Genomic DNA, 15,747 nt, shown 5'->3' on the forward strand with positions numbered 1-15,747 from the left:
GGATTGCCCCGCCCCCACCGGCCCCGCAAGGTCACCAGTTGTGCATCGCGGTGCAGGCCGTCTCGGTCAATCCGGTCGATACCAAGCTGCGCCGCAACCACGCGGCCGGGGCGGCAGAACGGATCCTTGGCTTTGATGCTGCCGGCACGGTGCTGGCAGTGGGCCCGGAAGCGGAAGATTTCGATGTCGGCGACCGTGTCTACTATGCCGGCGACATCACCCAACCCGGCAGCAATGCGCAATGGCAGCTGGTGGACAGCCGCCTGGTGGCGCCGATGCCGACCACCCTGGATTTCGCCCAGGCCGCGGCCCTGCCCCTGGTCACCCTGACCGCATGCGAACTGCTGTTCTGCCGCATGCCCTTCCAGCTCGACTGCAGCCGCGCACGTGGCAAGCACCTGCTGGTGATCGGCGGCGCCGGCGGCGTGGGCTCGATGGCAATCCAGCTGGCCCGGCATGCCGGCTTCCGGGTCACCGCAACGGCCTCGCGTGAAGCTTCCCAGCAGTGGTGCCGGCAGCTTGGCGCCGAAGCCGTGGTCGATCATTCAATGCCCCTGGGCCCGCAGGTGCGTGCACTGGGCATCGAACATTTCGATGTGGTCCTGAACCTGGCCGATACCGATGCCTACTGGGAGCAGATCGGCGAACTGATCGCGCCGCAGGGACACGTCGGCTTGATCGTCGAACCCAAGGGGGCCCTGCGTATCGGCGATCCCTACAAGGCCAAGAGTGTTTCCCTGCATTGGGAGTTCATGTTCACCCGTTCGCGCTTTGCCACTGCCGACATGGCCGAACAACACCGCATCCTCAAGCGTGCGGCCAGCCTGGTCGATGCCGGGGTCCTGCAGACTCCGCATACCCGCACAATCGGGCCGATCAACGCCGACACCCTGGCCCAGGCCCATGCCCTGGTGGAAAGCGGGCAGACCATCGGCAAGCTGACCCTGGCCGGCTGGGACTGAGCCGCGGCCGCGATGGTCTGGAGGCCGGGCCATCGCGCGGGGTGCCGCAAATCGCCTCTGGCGCTGTCCGCTATACATATCCCTTGCCCTGAGGCAGGCAAGCAGGCACCCTGCGCTGATCCATACGTATACGTATCGCCAATACCATGACCGCCACCACCGCCCCCGCCTACCCTCATCTGTTCAGCCCGCTGGATCTGGGCTTCACCCAGCTGCGCAACCGGATCGTGATGGGTTCGATGCACACCGGGCTGGAAGACCGCGCGCGTGACTTCCCCAAACTGGCGGCCTATTTCGCCGAGCGCGCTGCCGGCGGCGTCGGCCTGATCATCACCGGCGGCTTCGCGCCCAATGTGGCTGGCTGGCTGACCCCGTTCGGCTCGAAGATGTCCATGCCCTGGGAAGTGACCCGGCACCGTCAGGTCACCGCGGCCGTGCACGCCCATGGCGCCAAGATCTGCATGCAGCTGCTGCACGCCGGCCGTTACGGCTACCACCCGCTGCAGGTGGCACCGAGCAAGCGCAAGGCACCGATCAACCCGTTCACCCCACGCGAGCTGTCCGCTGCCGGGGTGCTGCGCCAGATCAAGGCCTTCGCCCGTGCGGCCCGCCTGGCCCAGAAGGCCGGCTACGACGGGGTCGAGGTGATGGGCTCGGAAGGCTATCTGATCAACCAGTTCACTGCCGCCCGCACCAACGCCCGTGACGATGCCTGGGGCGGCGATGCCGAACGCCGCATGCGCTTTGCCGTGGAGACCGTGCGCGCCGTGCGCCAGGCCTGCGGCCCGGAGTTCATCATCATCTACCGCCTGTCGCTGGCCGACCTGGTCGAGGGTGGCAATGACTGGGCCGAGATCCTGGCCCAGGCCCGGGCGGTGGAGGCCGCCGGCGCCACCCTGATCAACACCGGCATCGGCTGGCACGAGGCACGGGTGCCGACCATTGCCACCTCGGTACCGCGCGCAGCCTTTGTCGGTGCCACCGCCAAGCTGCGTCCGCACGTGGGCATCCCGGTGATCGCGGTCAACCGCCTGAACACCCCGGAAGTGGCCGAAGGCGTGCTGGCCGGCGGCCAGGCCGACCTGGTCTCACTGGCGCGCCCCCTGCTGGCCGACCCGCAGTGGCCGAACAAGGCCCGCGACGGCCAGGCGGCAAGGATCAACACCTGCATCGCCTGCAACCAGGCCTGCCTGGACCATGTGTTCGAGAACAAGGCGGTCAGCTGCCTGGTCAACCCGCGCGCGGCGCACGAGACCGAGCTGAACTACCTGCCCACCGACAAACCGCAGCGCCTGGCCGTGGTCGGTGCCGGCCCGGCCGGACTGGCCTGCGCCACGGTGGCGGCCGAGCGCGGCCACCAAGTCACCCTGTTTGATGCCGCCGGCCAGATCGGCGGCCAGTTCAATGTGGCCAGGCAGGTGCCGGGCAAGGAAGAGTTCAACGAAACGCTGCGCTATTTCGGTCAGCGCGTGGCCGATACCGGGGTCCAGCTGCAACTGGGACGTGCCGTGAATGCAGCCGATCTGGCTGGTTTTGACCAGGTCGTGCTGGCCACCGGGATCACCCCGCGTGCGGTGGACTTCCCCGGTGCCGACCATCCGATGGTGATCAGCTACCTGGACCTGCTCACCGGCAAGGTCCGCGCCGGTGAGCGGGTGGCGGTGATCGGTGCCGGCGGCATCGGTTTTGACGTGGCCGAGTATCTGGTCCATGACGGCCCCTCCACCGCATTGGACGTGGAGCGCTGGATGGCCGAATGGGGCGTGGATCCCCGTTTCGAACAGCGCGCGTCGCTGCTGCCGCCCAGGCCCGAGGCGCCGGCCCGCCAGGTCTGGCTGCTGCAGCGCAGCCCCGGCAAGCCGGGCAAGAAGCTGGGCAAAACCACCGGCTGGATCCACCGCGCGGCGCTCAAGGCGCGCCAGGTGAAGATGATTGGCGGGGTCGAATACCTGGGCGTGGACGATGCCGGGCTGCATGTGCGGGTGGACGGCAGCGAGCAGTTGCTGGCCGTGGATACGGTGGTGATCTGTGCCGGCCAGGAATCGCGCCGCGAGCTGCTGGCCCCGCTGCAACAGGCCGGCCGGCCGGTGCATGTGATCGGCGGTGCCGACCTGGCCGCCGAACTGGATGCCAAGCGCGCAATTGACCAGGGCAGCCGCCTCGCCGCCGCCCTCTGAAGCTGAACAGGCGACACCCGCCCCAGGCCCGCCGTTGCCATGCACGGCGGGTTTTTCACTTCTGGCACCGGCGGCGAAACTGAATGTCAACAGGGAACATTCAGTTTGAATTTAAAATCCCCCCCCTACCTTGCGCCGTCTTCGGACCTGCAGGATCAACCTGAACAGGCCAACACGGTCACCTCTCCCCTGATCCGGTGACCCCGGGCGGCCCGGCAAGCCGCCTCCCCATAACGCCAAGCTGTTCCTGATCCAGCGTTGTTGTCTGTGCGGTACGGTCCCTTCCGCGGCCCCGACCACGACACGCCCCAGGAGGCCCATACGGAGCAAGGATTGACATGAAGCTCGCCTGGATTCTCTGGCTGTCGCAGATTCTGCCGCAGCCGGCGGCAGACTCCCTCTGCCTGAGCACCACCGTTTACCTGGAAGCCCGCGACCAGACCCTGCGCGGCCAGCAGGCCGTCGCCGAGGTCGCCCTGCGCCGCCGCGACAGCGGCCTGTGGGGCAGCTCCACCTGTTCTGTGGTCACCGCACGCAAGCAGTTCGCACCGACCATCGTTGCCCCCGGCACCGTGCTGCGCAACAGCGATGCCTGGGCCGAAGCGGTCGATGTGGCCCTGGCCGCCGAGCGCAACTGGGCCCTGCCGGCCGGCCAGCGCACCGAAGTGGTGCCCGGCGCCAGCCATTTTGCCGCCCTGTCCCTGGCCCAGCCGAACTGGCGCAATGCCTACCAGGTGGCCACCATCGGCGACCACACCTTCTTCAAGGTGCAAAAGCTCACCCCGCGCCGCGAAGGTTGATAATGGTGGCCCAACCGATGAGGCCCCACATGAAGCTCTACAGCAAACCCGGTGCTTGCTCGCTGGCCGACCATATCGCCCTGTACTGGTCTGGCTTGGATTTCAGCGTTGAACTGGTCGACATGGCCACCATGAAGTCGCCGGAGTACCTGGCCTTCAATCCCGCCGGCGCGGTGCCGGTCCTGCGCGAGGGCGACTGGGTGCTGACCCAGAACCTGGCCATCCTGCATTACATCGCCGACAGCGCGCCGGACAAGGCCCTGGACGGCGGCAGTGACCTGCGCACCCGTGCCGAGGTCAACCGCTGGCTGGCCTTCCTCAATGCCGACCTGCACCCGGTCTACTTCCCGATCTTCGGCTCGACCCGCTATCTGGAAGATGCCGCCGTGATCACCCAGACCCAGCAGCACGCACGTGAAAAGCTGCGCACGCTGTACCAGCGCGTGGAAGACCAGCTGGCTGCCGGCAACCATTGGCTGGCCGGCACCGCCAAGGCCACCATTGCTGACGCTTATCTATATGTCACCCTGCGCTGGGCCCAGGGCGTCGGCGTGGACCTGTCCGGCATGGATGCACTGGCCGACCTGCGCACGCGCATGGAAGCCGATCCGGCCGTGCAGTCCGCACTGAAGGCCGAAGGCCTGGCCTGAGCCATCTGCCGGCTGCAGCAACAACAAAGGGCGGCCAATGGCCGCCCTTTTTGTCATCTGTGGGCCCTGCACGCGGGCGGTGGCTCAATCCAGGCTGCCGGCACGCTCGCGCAGCACGAACTTCTGCACCTTGCCGGTGGCCGTACGCGGCAGCCCGCCGATCACCAGGGTACGTGGCATCTTGTAGCGGGCCAGCAGGCCGGCACAGTGCTCCAGCAACTGCTGCTCACTGACCTGGCTTCCCTCCTTGAGTTCGACAAACGCGCACGGGGTCTCGCCCCATTTGCTGTCCGCACGCGCCACCACCGCCGCGGCCAGCACCGCCGGATGCTGGCACAGGGCATCCTCCACTTCGATGGAGGAGATGTTCTCGCCGCCGGAGATGATCACGTCCTTGGAGCGGTCACGGATCTGCGCATAACCATCGGCATGCACCACCGCCAGGTCACCGGTGCGGAACCAGCCACCGGCGAAGGCCTCGGCCGTGGCCTTGGGGTTGCCCAGATAGCCCTTCATGGTGATGTTGCCGCGGAACATGATCTCTCCCAGGCTCTGGCCGTCATGCGGCACCGGCGCCAGGGTGATCGGATCCAGCACCTGCATGTCCTCCTGCAGCAGGCAGGCCACGCCCTGGCGGCTGTAGCGCTGGGCCCGCTCGTCGGCAGGCAGCGCATCCCACTCCGGCTTGGGCGGGCACAGTGCGGCCGGGCCGTAGACCTCGGTCAGGCCATAGACATGGGTCACCGCCACCCCCATCGCTTCCAGATCACGGATCACCGCCGCCGGCGGTGCGGCGCCGGCGATCTGCGCATGCATCGGTGCCAGCCCCTGCTTCCAGGCCGCCGGTGCCGCGGCCAGTGCGGCGTGGATCACCGGCGCGCCACAGTAATGCGTGACCTGGTGCTCGCGCATCAGCTCCAGCACCTGGCGCACATCAAAACGGCGCAGGCACACCTGGGTGCCGCCCACCGCTGCCAGGGTCCAGGCAAAGCACCAGCCATTGCAGTGGAACAGCGGCAGGGTCCACAGGTAGACCGCATCCCCGCCGATGCCCCAGTCCACGATGTTGGCCACCGCGTTGAGGTAGGCGCCACGATGGTGGTAGACCACCCCCTTGGGATCACCGGTGGTGCCGGAGGTGTAGTTCAGCGCGATCGCATCCCACTCATCGTCAGGCAACTGCCAGGCAAAGGCCGGATCGCCCTGCTGCAGCAACGCCTCGTATTCGCACTCACCGAGCAGTTCCCCTTCGGCCACTGCCGGGTCATCCACGTCGATCACCCGCGGCGGCTGCCGGCACAGGGCCAGCGCCTGCGCCACCAGCGGCGAGAACTCGCGGTCGGTGAACAGCACCTTGGCCCCGCCGTGGTCGAGCATGAAGGCCAGGGTGGCCGCATCCAGCCGCGTGTTGAGGGTATTGAGCACCGCACCCAGCATGGCCGGGGCAAAGTGCAGCTCGATCATCGCCGGCACATTGGGCAACATCACCGCCACCGTATCCCCGCGGCCGATGCCCATCTGCGCCAGGGCGCTGGCAAGGCGCCGGCAACGCTGGGCCACCTGGCCCCAGCTTAGCCGTTGCTGGCCGTGGATCACCGCCAGACGCTCGCCATGCTGGCGCTCGGCCTTGCCCAGCAAACTCAGGGGCGACAGGGCCGTGTAGTTGGCCAGGTTGCGTGTCAGCTCGGGAGTGTTACCTGTCATGGTCAGCGTTTCCTGCAATACCCAGTACCAGTGCGGCCATCAGCCTACGCATGTGCGCCGCGCTTGCCGCTAAGACCATGGTCGCAGAGGCGTATTTGACACAGGGTAGCTGCTCAACGAGGCTGATGGCCCTGCCCTGCTGCTGCCCATGCCCTGCCGATGACACGTCCTGTATTGCTGTGCTGCCTGCTCGCCCTGCTGCCGGCCTTGTCGGCCAACGCCCGGACCACCACGGCCAACGATTGGCAGGCCCTGCATGCCGGCACCCGGATCGCCGGGCTGGAGTCACGCGTGTTCACTGCCGAGCACTGGTGGCAGCTGGTGCTTCCCGGCCTGACGGCCGAGCGCGGCTTTGCGGTGGAACAGATCGGCCACAGCGCCGAAGGCCGGCCGCTGCGTCACGTGCAGTGGGGCAACGGGCCGACCCATGTGCTGCTGTGGTCACAGATGCATGGTGATGAAAGCACCGCCAGCATGTCCCTGGCCGACCTGCTGGCCTGGCTGGGCAATGCCCCGGACGATGCGCAGGTGGCCCAGCTGCGCCAGCAGTTGACCCTGCACCTGGTGCCCATCCTCAACCCGGACGGTGCGGCGCGCTTTGAACGCCGCAATGCCCAGGGCATCGACATCAACCGCGATGCCGCCGCCCTGGCCACCCCGGAAGCCCGGGCCCTGAAGGCCCTGCGCGACCGCATCCAGCCGGCTTTCGGCTTCAACCTGCATGACCAGCGCCCGGGCTACCGCGCCGGCAACAGCGACCTGCCCACCGCCATTGCCCTGCTCGCCCCGCCGATGGATGCCTCCCGTCAGGTCAATGAAGTGCGTGGCCGCGCCATCGGCGTGGCCGCGCATATCAGCACTACCCTGCAGCCGGCCCTGGGCGGGCGCCTGGCACGTTGGGATGACAGCTTCAACCCACGCGCCTTCGGTGACCTGATGCAGCAATGGGGCACCAGCACCGTGCTGCTGGAAGCCGGCGGCATCGAGGGCGATACGGATAAACAGCAACTGCGCCAGCACACCTGGGTGGCGATCGTGGCCGGCCTGCAGGCCATTGCCGATGGCCGCCATGCCCAAGCCGATACCCGCGCCTATACCGATCTACCGGAAAACGGCGTGGTCTGGCCCGACCTGCTGATCAGCGGCGCCACCGTGCATGGCCAGGGCGTGGCCCCGCTGCGCACCGATGTGCAGGTCAATTTCCGCCACGCCCTGCGCTTTGAGCAGGGACGCATCAGCGACATCGGTGACCTGTCGGCGCAAGCGGTGCGTCACCGCATCGATGCCAGTGGCCTGCACCTGCATGCCCTGCCCGATGCGCAGCTGGGCCCGGACAGCGCGGCACGCTTCTATCTCAGCCGCGATGCGGCCGGCAAGGACGTGCTGTGGACACTCGATGGTGACCTGCCGCTGGCACAGCAGCCGGCCGGCAACCACTGAAGGCCTCAGAACGGGGTGTGTGAGCGCAGCTGCAGCGGCAAGCCGGTATGCGGGTGGACAAAGCCCAGCTCACTGGCATGCAGGCAGACCCGTAGCGCCGGCCGCGCTCCGTACATGACATCGCCGACGATGGGATGGCCGATGCTGGCCAGGTGCAGCCGCAACTGATGGCTGCGCCCGGTCACCGGCTCCAGCAGCACCCGGCTGCAGCCACCCTCGTGGCCCAGCAGCTGCCAGCGCGTATGGGCCGGCTTGCCCAGCTGCCAGTCCACCATCTGCCGCGGCCGGTTGTCCCAGTCACAGCGCAGCGGCAGCAGGATTTCGCCACTGGCCTGGGCCAGCTCGCCTTCGACCACGGCGACATAGCGCTTGTGTACCTGGCGCGCTTCGAACAACCTGGACAACGCCACCTGCGTCGCCTTGCCACGCCCATGCAGCAACAGGCCCGAGGTGACCATGTCCAGCCGGTGCACAGTAAGCGCATCGGGATACACCGCCTGCAGGCGCGACACCACGCAATCCTGGTTTTCCGCTGCCCGCCCGGGCACGGAGAGCAGGCCGGCGGGTTTGTCGGCCACGATCAGGTGGTCATCGATATAGGCAAGAGCCAGGTCCATGCACAGCTTCCATCCGCTACTGCCGGCCATCATCGCCGGCCCATACAACAACGGGGAGGCCAAGGCCTCCCCGTCGCACATCTCAAGTCGAGATGGAATTACAGCAGGTCGGCGACGCCGGCGCGCTCTTCTTCCAGCTCTGCCAGGGTGATGTCGATGTACTTCTGCGAGAAGTCATCGATCGGCAGATCCTTGACGATGGTGTACTCGCCGTTCTCGGTGGTCACCGGGAAGCCGAACACCACGCCTTCCGGAATGCCGTAGGAACCGTCGGACGGCACGCCCATGGTGACCCACTTGCCGTTGCTGCCCAGGGCCCAGTCACGGATGTGGTCGATGGCAGCGCCGGCAGCCGAAGCGGCCGAGGACAGGCCACGGGCGGCGATGATGGCAGCGCCACGCTTGCCCACGGTCGGGATGAAGGTGTTGGCGTTCCATTCCTGGTCGTTGATCAGCTCGCCGACCGAGGCGCCGCCGGTGGTGGCAAAGCGGTAGTCCGGGTACATGGTCGGGCTGTGGTTGCCCCACACGGTGAACTTCTCGAACGAATCAACAGCCTTGCCGGTCTTGGCCGACAGCTGCGACAGGGCGCGGTTGTGGTCCAGGCGCAGCATGGCGGTGAAGTTGCGCGGGTTCAGGTCCGGAGCCGACTTCATGGCGATGTAGGCGTTGGTGTTGGCCGGGTTGCCGACCACCAGGACCTTGACGTTGCGGCTGGCAACGGCGTTCAGGGCCTTGCCCTGCACGGTGAAGATCTTGGCGTTTTCCAGCAGCAGGTCCTTGCGCTCCATGCCCGGGCCACGCGGACGGGCACCGACCAGCAGGGCGTAGTCGGCATCCTTGAAGGCCACCAGCGGATCAGCGGTGGTCACCACGCCGGCCAGCAGCGGGAAGGCACAGTCGTTCAGTTCCATGACCACACCCTGCAGGGCGGCCTGGGCCTTTTCATTGTCGATTTCCAGCAGCTGCAGGATGACCGGCTGGTCCTTGCCCAGCATTTCGCCCGAAGCGATACGGAACAGCAGGGCGTAACCGATGTTGCCGGCGGCGCCGGTTACAGCAACACGAACGGGTGCTTTCATGGGGGTTTCCTTTACGTAGATGCGGTAAAGGCGCATGACCGGGCGGCCATGCACCGGGGGGGTATGCGGGGTTTCGGATCAGGCCGACAGGATGGCGTTCCACTCGGCCACGCGCTCGGCCTTGGCGGCCAGCACGGCGGCGGTGTCGCCTTCGATGGTGATCTTGTTGATCTTGTCCCCCTGGGCAACGGCATCCACCACGTCCTGGCCGGCAGTGACCTTGCCGAACACGGTGTGCTTGCCGTCCAGCCAGTCGGTCTTGATGTGGGTGATGAAGAACTGGCTGCCGTTGGTGTTCGGGCCGGCATTGGCCATGGACAGCGAGCCGCGCTCGTGGGCCACGCCGTTCTTGGTCTCGTCCTCGAAACGGTAGCCCGGGCCACCGGTGCCGCGACCGTCCGGGCAGCCGCCCTGGATCATGAAGTCGGCGATCACGCGGTGGAAGTTCAGGCCGTCATAGAAACCGCGCTGGACCAGGTTGACGAAGTTGGCCACGGTCAGCGGGGCCTTGTCGGCGAACAGCTCGACGGTGATCTGGCCACGGGAAGTGTCGAAAACAGCGGTCAGGGACATGGAAAGCCTTGGGATGCATGATCAAAGGAGTCCGACTAGTTTACACCCCTGCCCTGCACTGCCGGCACGCCAGCAGCACCGGTTGCAACTGCCTGAAGTGGCGTTTATCTGCCTGAACGACCACGCTTGGCAAAAAATTTCCTCGCGCCCCCTGTAGGCCATATAATGGCGAACTCATTTTCCAAAAACTGGCGCCACCAAAGGCCCCCTTCGTCATGTCCATCGAAAACCTTCGCAACATCGCCATCGTCGCTCACGTCGACCATGGCAAGACCACCCTGGTCGACCAGCTGCTGAAGCAGTCCGGCACCCTGTCCGAACGCACCGTGCTGGCTGAGCGCGTGATGGACAGCAACGACCAGGAAAAGGAGCGTGGCATCACGATCCTGGCCAAGAACACTGCCATCACCTGGCAGGGCAACCGCATCAACATCGTCGACACCCCCGGACACGCCGACTTCGGCGGCGAAGTGGAGCGCGTGCTGTCGATGGTGGACTCGGTGCTGATCCTGGTTGACGCCATGGACGGCCCGATGCCGCAGACCCGCTTCGTGACCCAGAAGGCCTTCGCGATGGGCTTCAAGCCGATCGTCGTGGTCAACAAGGTCGACCGTCCGGGCGCCCGTCCGGAATGGGTGATCGACCAGGTGTTCGACCTGTTCGACAAGCTCGGCGCCACCAACGAGCAGCTGGACTTCCCGATCGTCTACGCCTCGGGCCTGAACGGCTACGCCGGCATGGAAGACACCGTGCGTGACGGCGACATGACCCCGCTGTACGAAGCGATCATGAAGTACGTGCCGGCACCGCAGGTCGAGGCCGATGGCCCGTTCCAGATGCGCATCAGCCAGCTGGACTACAACAACTTCGTCGGCGTGATCGGCATCGGCCGCATCCAGCGCGGCAAGGTCAAGAAGAACCAGCCGGTGGTCGTGATCGACCGTGAAGGCAAGAAGCGCCAGGGCAAGGTCCTGCAGGTGTTGGGCTTCATGGGCCTGGAGCGTATTGAAGTCGAGGAAGCCCAGGCTGGCGACATCATCGCCATTTCCGGCATCCAGGAACTGACCATCTCCGACACCGTCTGCGCCATCGAGGCTCCCGAAGCCCTGCCGGCCCTGACCGTGGACGAGCCGACCATCTCCATGACCTTCCAGGTCAACAACTCGCCGTTCGCCGGCAACAAGGACCTGTCCGGTGGCAAGTTCCTGACCAGCCGCCAGATCAAGGAACGCCTGGAACGCGAATGCGTCCACAATGTCGCCCTGAAGGTCGAACAGCTGGAAGACGCCGACAAGTTCCTGGTCTCCGGCCGTGGCGAACTGCACCTGTCGGTGCTGATCGAAACCATGCGTCGCGAAGGCTACGAGCTGGCCGTGTCGCGCCCGGAAGTGATCATCAAGCAGATCGACGGCCAGTGGATGGAGCCGATCGAGCAGCTGGTTGTTGACATCGAAGAGCAGCACCAGGGCGGCGTGATGGAAAAGCTGGGTACGCGCAAGGCGATCCTGGAAAACATGGAACCGGACGGCAAGGGCCGTGTCCGCCTGGACTTCAAGATCCCGGCCCGTGGCCTGATCGGCTTCCAGAACGAATTCAAGACCCTGACCCAGGGTTCGGGCCTTCTGTTCCACGTGTTCGACCACTACGGTCCGAAGGAACAGGGCGCCATCGCCAAGCGCCTGAACGGTGTGATGATTGCCAATGCCCCGGGTGCCACCCCGGCTTACGCCCTGGGCCCGCTGCAGGAACGCGGCAAGCTGTTCGCCGCTGAAGGCGACAACGTCTACGAAGGCCAGCTGATCGGTATCCACGCCAAGGACAACGACCTGACCGTCAACGCCATCAAGACCAAGCCGCTGACCAACATGCGCGCTTCGGGCAAGGATGACGCCATCCAGCTGACCCCGGCGATCAAGTTCTCGCTGGAACAGGCCCTGGACTTCATCGATGACGACGAGCTGGTCGAAATCACCCCGAAGGAAATCCGTCTGCGCAAGAAGCAGCTGACCGAAAGCGACCGCAAGAAGGCTTCGCGCGGCGGCTGATTGCCCGTACCGATGCAACAAAAAACCCGGGCAATGCCCGGGTTTTTTGTTGTCTGCCGCTGTGCGAACCAGTACCTGCAACACCTTCGGACGGTGCTGTCAGCGACCGCTGTGCCGGTAGTCGACGATGGCCATCGCCAGTTCCAGGGCCTGCTCGTAGTTCAGGCGCGGATCCACGGTGGAGCGGTAAGCCCGCTCCAGGTCCCGTTCGGTGAGCTCGCGCGCGCCCCCGGTGCATTCGGTCACATCCTCGCCGGTCAGCTCCAGATGCACACCGCCCAGGCGGGTCCCCTCGGCCGCATGCAGGGCGAAGGACTGCTCCACTTCGCGGCGGATGTTTGCAAAGCGCCGGGTCTTGTAACCGTTGCCGGTGGACTCGGTGTTGCCGTGCATGGCATCGCACAGCCACAGCACGCGCCGGCCATCGGCCTTCAGTGCCCGCAGCAGCGGCGGCAGCTTGTCACCGATGACATCGGCGCCCATGCGGTGGATGAAGGTCAGCCGGCCCGGCTCGTCGTGCGGGTTGAGCACGTCGATCAGGCGCAGCAGCTGGTCCGGCTGCACCGACGGCCCGACCTTGATCCCGATCGGGTTGACCACCCCGCGCAGGTATTCCACATGGGCCCCGTCCAGAGCGGCGGTACGCATGCCGATCCACGGGAAATGGGTGGACAGGTTGAACCAGCCATCATGGCGCGGCACCTTGCGCGTCAGGGCCTGCTCGTAAGGCAGCAGCAAGGCCTCGTGCGAGGTGTAGAAATCGGCCCGGTTGAGGTTGTGGATCGGCGCGCCGGACAGGGTCTGCATGAAGCGGATCGATTCGCGGATCGCATCGACCTGCTGCTGGTAGCGCGCGGCCATCGGCGATTGCCGGGCCCAGGCCAGATCCCAGTACTCGGGGTGGTTGAGGTCGGCAAAGCCACCGTCGATCAGGGCGCGGACAAAGTTCATGGTCATCGCCGAATGCGCATGGGCCTGCAGCATGCGCTGCGGGTCGGGCACACGCGCGGCGGCAGTGAAGTCCGGTCCGTTGACCACGTCACCGCGGTAGCTGGGCAGGCTGACGCCGTCGCGCGTTTCCATGTCGGCCGAGCGCGGCTTGGCGTACTGGCCGGCCATGCGGCCGATACGCACCACCGGGGTACGCAGGCCATGCACCAGCACCAGGCTCATCTGCAGCAGGATCTTGAGCCGGTTGGAAATCACCTGCGACTGGCAGTCGGCAAAATTCTCCGCGCAATCCCCGCCCTGCAGGACAAAGCGCTGCCCCTCCTGGGCCTGGGCCAGTTGCTGCTTGAGCGAAAGCACTTCCCAGCTGGTGACCAGCGGCGGCAATTGCCCCAGCGTGCCCAGCGCCTGCTGCAGGGCCTGCGCATCGGGGTAGTGCGGCATCTGCAGCGCCGGGCGCTGCTGCCAGCTGCCCGGATTCCAGGCATCGGCCAGCGGCATGGACGGCAGGTTCATCGCGCCCCCTTGCCCTTGCGCAGGCCACAGGCCAGCGCCCACAGGCCCAGCACCACGAACCACACCAGGCACCACATCGGCATGGTCAGGCCGAGGAAGGTCCAGTCGATGTCGCCGCAGTTGCCGGTGGCAGTGAGCACGGTACGGAAAGCCTCGAACGGGCCCATGGTTTCATTCAAGAAACTCAGCGGCGGCCCACAGCTGGTCATGAAGTCCTGCGGCTGCGACTGCACCCAGACATGCCGGGTGGCGATGCCCGCGCCGACAGCCGCAGCGATGACGCCCAGCACGCCATAAGTGGCACGCCCTGCACGGTTGCGCGGGCCGTGCAGCCCGGCCAGCACGAACACCACACCCAGCGCGGCAAAGGCCAGACGCTGGTAGATGCACAACGAACACGGCTCCAGGCCCAGACGCATCTGGGTATAGATCGCAAACGCCAACAGCGCGGCACACACGCCAGCGCCGGCGAACATCTGCAGGCGGAAATTCCAACGCAAAGGGTTCATGGCAAAAGATCCTGAAACATCCGCACAAGGGTAGCAGGCGGGCGTTGCCGCTGCAGTTGCCGCAGGCGATGCACAGGCAAAGAAAAACCCGGCACCAGGGCCGGGTTCTTCAGGGCAACGCTACCGCGAAAGGCTTATTCAGCCACTTCTTCGGCAACAGCGGCCGGCTGGTCAACCAGCTGGACGTAGGCCATCGGAGCGTTGTCGCCAGCGCGGAAGCCGCACTTGAGCAGACGCAGGTAGCCGCCCGGACGGGTGGCGTAGCGCGGGCCCAGCACGGTGAACAGGATGCCGACGGCTTCCTTGTCACGCAGGCGGGCGAAAGCCAGACGACGGTTGGCAACCGAGTCAACCTTGGCCAGGGTGATCAGCGGCTCGGCAACGCGGCGCAGTTCCTTGGCCTTCGGCAGGGTGGTCTTGATGGTTTCAGCCTTGAACAGCGAGGCGGCCATGTTCTTGAACATGGCTTCGCGGTGAGCGCTGGTACGGCTGAACTTACGGCCCGACTTCATGTGACGCATGATCGAAATTCCTTAAATGATGCAACTGATGTGAATCGCTGTGTGTGTGGTGCTCCGCACCGGGTGGACTACGCTGGCCCAGTTCCGGTCCTCCTGACCGGATAAAAGCGCCGCGGGCACAAGGCCCGCGGCGCCATCAGTAACTGCTTGGATCAGCCCAGCATGCCGTGGCTGGCAACACCGGCCGGCGGCCAGTTTTCCAGCTTCATGCCGAGCGAAAGGCCGCGCTGTGCCAGCACTTCCTTGATCTCGGTGAGCGACTTCTTGCCCAGGTTCGGGGTCTTGAGCAGCTCCACTTCGGTCTTCTGGATCAGATCGCCGATGTAGTAGATGCTCTCTGCCTTCAGGCAGTTGGCCGAACGCACGGTCAGCTCCAGGTCGTCGATCGGGCGCAGCAGCACCGGATCCACGCCGTTGTTGGCCGGCTTGGCAGCACCGCGGTCGCGGTGGGTGAAATCGCCGAACACCGACAGCTGGTCGGTGAGGATGTCAGCAGCGGTACGCACTGCCTCTTCCGCATCGATGGTGCCGTTGGTGTCGATATCCAGAACCAGCTTGTCCAGGTCGGTGCGCTGTTCCACACGAGCCGCTTCCACGGCATAGGCGACGCGGCGGACCGGCGAGAACGAGGCATCCAGGACCAGACGACCGATTGCACGGGTTTCTTCATCCGGACGGCGGCGGGCAGCTGCCGGCTGGTAACCGAAACCACGCTCGACCTTCAGACGCATGTTCAGCGCCACGTCCTTGGTCAGGTTGCAGATCACATGGTCGCCGTTGAGGACTTCCACGTTGTGGTCGACCTTGATGTCGGCAGCAGTGACAACACCCGGACCCTGCTTGCTCAGCGACAGCATGGCACTGTCACCGCTGTGCATGCGGATGGCGACGTCCTTGAGGTTCAACAGAACTTCAAGCACATCTTCCTGCAGGCCTTCGACGGTGGTGTACTCATGGAGCACGCCGTCGATTTCCACCTCGGTAATGGCGAAGCCCGGGATGGACGACAGCAGCACCCGACGCAGAGCATTGCCCAGCGTATGCCCGTACCCGCGTTCCAGCGGTTCGATGACCACTTTGGCGCGGGTGTCGGTAAGACGTTCGATCTGCGGACCGCGAGGACGCAGAACCTGATTGGCGGTAACCGTCATATTTGCGGGTTCTCCTGCGAACCCCCGAAGTGCAACTCCGGGGGCTCTCCAA

Annotated in this window: 14 protein-coding genes; 6 read left to right on the top strand and 8 right to left on the bottom strand. The window is 65.8% G+C overall.

The features are described 5' to 3' along the window. The first annotated feature begins 2 nt into the window (after positions 1 to 2). The 4 genes from ABB30_RS12460 to ABB30_RS12475 all read left to right on the top strand — a co-directional run bounded on the left by ABB30_RS12460 (position 3) and on the right by ABB30_RS12475 (position 4,589). Complete coding sequence (locus ABB30_RS12460) at positions 3 to 962, top strand: zinc-binding alcohol dehydrogenase family protein (protein ID WP_057638646.1); 960 nt, start codon at positions 3 to 5, stop codon at positions 960 to 962. Positions 963 to 1,108: 146 nt separating this feature from the next. Continuing rightward, a complete protein-coding gene (locus tag ABB30_RS12465; RefSeq protein ID WP_057638647.1) occupies positions 1,109 to 3,139 on the top strand; it encodes an NADPH-dependent 2,4-dienoyl-CoA reductase in 2,031 nt (676 codons plus the stop codon). A gap of 338 nt (positions 3,140 to 3,477) precedes the next feature. Next, positions 3,478 to 3,939 carry a cell wall hydrolase gene (locus ABB30_RS12470; RefSeq protein WP_057638648.1) on the top strand — a complete coding sequence of 154 codons (462 nt, stop codon included), beginning with the start codon at positions 3,478 to 3,480 and terminating at the stop codon, positions 3,937 to 3,939. Between the two features lie 29 nt (positions 3,940 to 3,968). Then, entirely contained in the window at positions 3,969 to 4,589 is a 621-nt protein-coding gene (locus ABB30_RS12475; RefSeq protein ID WP_057638649.1) for a glutathione S-transferase N-terminal domain-containing protein, read from the top strand. Positions 4,590 to 4,673: 84 nt separating this feature from the next. Here ABB30_RS12475 and ABB30_RS12480 read toward each other — a convergent pair whose 3' ends face one another. Then, a complete protein-coding gene (locus ABB30_RS12480; protein ID WP_057638682.1) occupies positions 4,674 to 6,293 on the bottom strand; it encodes an acyl-CoA synthetase in 1,620 nt (539 codons plus the stop codon). A 159-nt stretch (positions 6,294 to 6,452) separates the two neighbouring features. On the opposite strand from ABB30_RS12480, the gene ABB30_RS12485 reads away from it, so the two are divergent. Then, entirely contained in the window at positions 6,453 to 7,733 is a 1,281-nt protein-coding gene (locus tag ABB30_RS12485) for a M14 family zinc carboxypeptidase (protein WP_083489863.1), read from the top strand. Positions 7,734 to 7,738: 5 nt separating this feature from the next. Here ABB30_RS12485 and ABB30_RS12490 read toward each other — a convergent pair whose 3' ends face one another. From ABB30_RS12490 to ABB30_RS12500, 3 genes are all read right to left on the bottom strand, one after another. Beyond that, on the bottom strand, positions 7,739 to 8,350 hold the full coding sequence (locus ABB30_RS12490; protein ID WP_057638651.1) for an RluA family pseudouridine synthase: 612 nt from the start codon (positions 8,348 to 8,350) through the stop codon (positions 7,739 to 7,741). A gap of 98 nt (positions 8,351 to 8,448) precedes the next feature. After that, positions 8,449 to 9,432 carry a malate dehydrogenase gene (locus ABB30_RS12495; RefSeq protein WP_057638683.1) on the bottom strand — a complete coding sequence of 328 codons (984 nt, stop codon included), beginning with the start codon at positions 9,430 to 9,432 and terminating at the stop codon, positions 8,449 to 8,451. Positions 9,433 to 9,510: 78 nt separating this feature from the next. Next, positions 9,511 to 10,005 (bottom strand): peptidylprolyl isomerase, encoded by a 495-nt coding sequence (locus ABB30_RS12500; RefSeq protein ID WP_057638652.1) that lies wholly within the window; start codon positions 10,003 to 10,005, stop codon positions 9,511 to 9,513. 215 nt (positions 10,006 to 10,220) lie between these two features. Here ABB30_RS12500 and typA point away from each other — a divergent pair, with 215 nt between their 5' ends. Next, positions 10,221 to 12,050 (top strand): translational GTPase TypA, encoded by a 1,830-nt coding sequence (gene typA / locus ABB30_RS12505; RefSeq protein ID WP_057638653.1) that lies wholly within the window; start codon positions 10,221 to 10,223, stop codon positions 12,048 to 12,050. Between the two features lie 99 nt (positions 12,051 to 12,149). Here the strand turns inward: typA and ABB30_RS12510 are convergent, their stop codons facing one another. The 4 genes from ABB30_RS12510 to ABB30_RS12525 all read right to left on the bottom strand — a co-directional run bounded on the left by ABB30_RS12510 (position 12,150) and on the right by ABB30_RS12525 (position 15,695). Further along, the gene (locus tag ABB30_RS12510) at positions 12,150 to 13,514 is read right to left on the bottom strand and encodes a class II 3-deoxy-7-phosphoheptulonate synthase (protein WP_057638654.1); all 1,365 of its coding nucleotides are present in this window, start codon (positions 13,512 to 13,514) and stop codon (positions 12,150 to 12,152) included. Beyond that, positions 13,511 to 14,023, bottom strand: coding sequence for a disulfide bond formation protein B (locus ABB30_RS12515; RefSeq protein ID WP_057638655.1), 513 nt, complete (start codon positions 14,021 to 14,023; stop codon positions 13,511 to 13,513). Before ABB30_RS12515 ends, ABB30_RS12510 begins: the two co-directional genes overlap by 4 nt. Before the next feature lie 134 nt (positions 14,024 to 14,157). Next, positions 14,158 to 14,544 carry a 50S ribosomal protein L17 gene (rplQ, locus tag ABB30_RS12520; RefSeq protein ID WP_057638656.1) on the bottom strand — a complete coding sequence of 129 codons (387 nt, stop codon included), beginning with the start codon at positions 14,542 to 14,544 and terminating at the stop codon, positions 14,158 to 14,160. 152 nt (positions 14,545 to 14,696) lie between these two features. After that, on the bottom strand, positions 14,697 to 15,695 hold the full coding sequence (locus tag ABB30_RS12525) for a DNA-directed RNA polymerase subunit alpha (RefSeq protein WP_057638657.1): 999 nt from the start codon (positions 15,693 to 15,695) through the stop codon (positions 14,697 to 14,699). Positions 15,696 to 15,747 lie beyond the last annotated feature (52 nt).

This window comes from Stenotrophomonas ginsengisoli (assembly GCF_001431485.1).
GTDB classification, from domain to species: domain Bacteria; phylum Pseudomonadota; class Gammaproteobacteria; order Xanthomonadales; family Xanthomonadaceae; genus Stenotrophomonas; species Stenotrophomonas ginsengisoli.

Coding starts and splice junctions, on each gene's coding strand:
- ABB30_RS12465 (WP_057638647.1), top strand. CDS start 1,109: ATGACCGCCACCACCGCCCCCGCCTACCCTCATCTGTTCAGCCCGCTG.
- ABB30_RS12470 (WP_057638648.1), top strand. CDS start 3,478: ATGAAGCTCGCCTGGATTCTCTGGCTGTCGCAGATTCTGCCGCAGCCG.
- ABB30_RS12475 (WP_057638649.1), top strand. CDS start 3,969: ATGAAGCTCTACAGCAAACCCGGTGCTTGCTCGCTGGCCGACCATATC.
- ABB30_RS12480 (WP_057638682.1), bottom strand. CDS start 6,293: ATGACAGGTAACACTCCCGAGCTGACACGCAACCTGGCCAACTACACG.
- ABB30_RS12485 (WP_083489863.1), top strand. CDS start 6,453: ATGACACGTCCTGTATTGCTGTGCTGCCTGCTCGCCCTGCTGCCGGCC.
- ABB30_RS12490 (WP_057638651.1), bottom strand. CDS start 8,350: ATGGACCTGGCTCTTGCCTATATCGATGACCACCTGATCGTGGCCGAC.
- ABB30_RS12495 (WP_057638683.1), bottom strand. CDS start 9,432: ATGAAAGCACCCGTTCGTGTTGCTGTAACCGGCGCCGCCGGCAACATC.
- ABB30_RS12500 (WP_057638652.1), bottom strand. CDS start 10,005: ATGTCCCTGACCGCTGTTTTCGACACTTCCCGTGGCCAGATCACCGTC.
- typA (WP_057638653.1), top strand. CDS start 10,221: ATGTCCATCGAAAACCTTCGCAACATCGCCATCGTCGCTCACGTCGAC.
- ABB30_RS12510 (WP_057638654.1), bottom strand. CDS start 13,514: ATGAACCTGCCGTCCATGCCGCTGGCCGATGCCTGGAATCCGGGCAGC.
- ABB30_RS12515 (WP_057638655.1), bottom strand. CDS start 14,023: ATGAACCCTTTGCGTTGGAATTTCCGCCTGCAGATGTTCGCCGGCGCT.
- rplQ (WP_057638656.1), bottom strand. CDS start 14,544: ATGCGTCACATGAAGTCGGGCCGTAAGTTCAGCCGTACCAGCGCTCAC.
- ABB30_RS12525 (WP_057638657.1), bottom strand. CDS start 15,695: ATGACGGTTACCGCCAATCAGGTTCTGCGTCCTCGCGGTCCGCAGATC.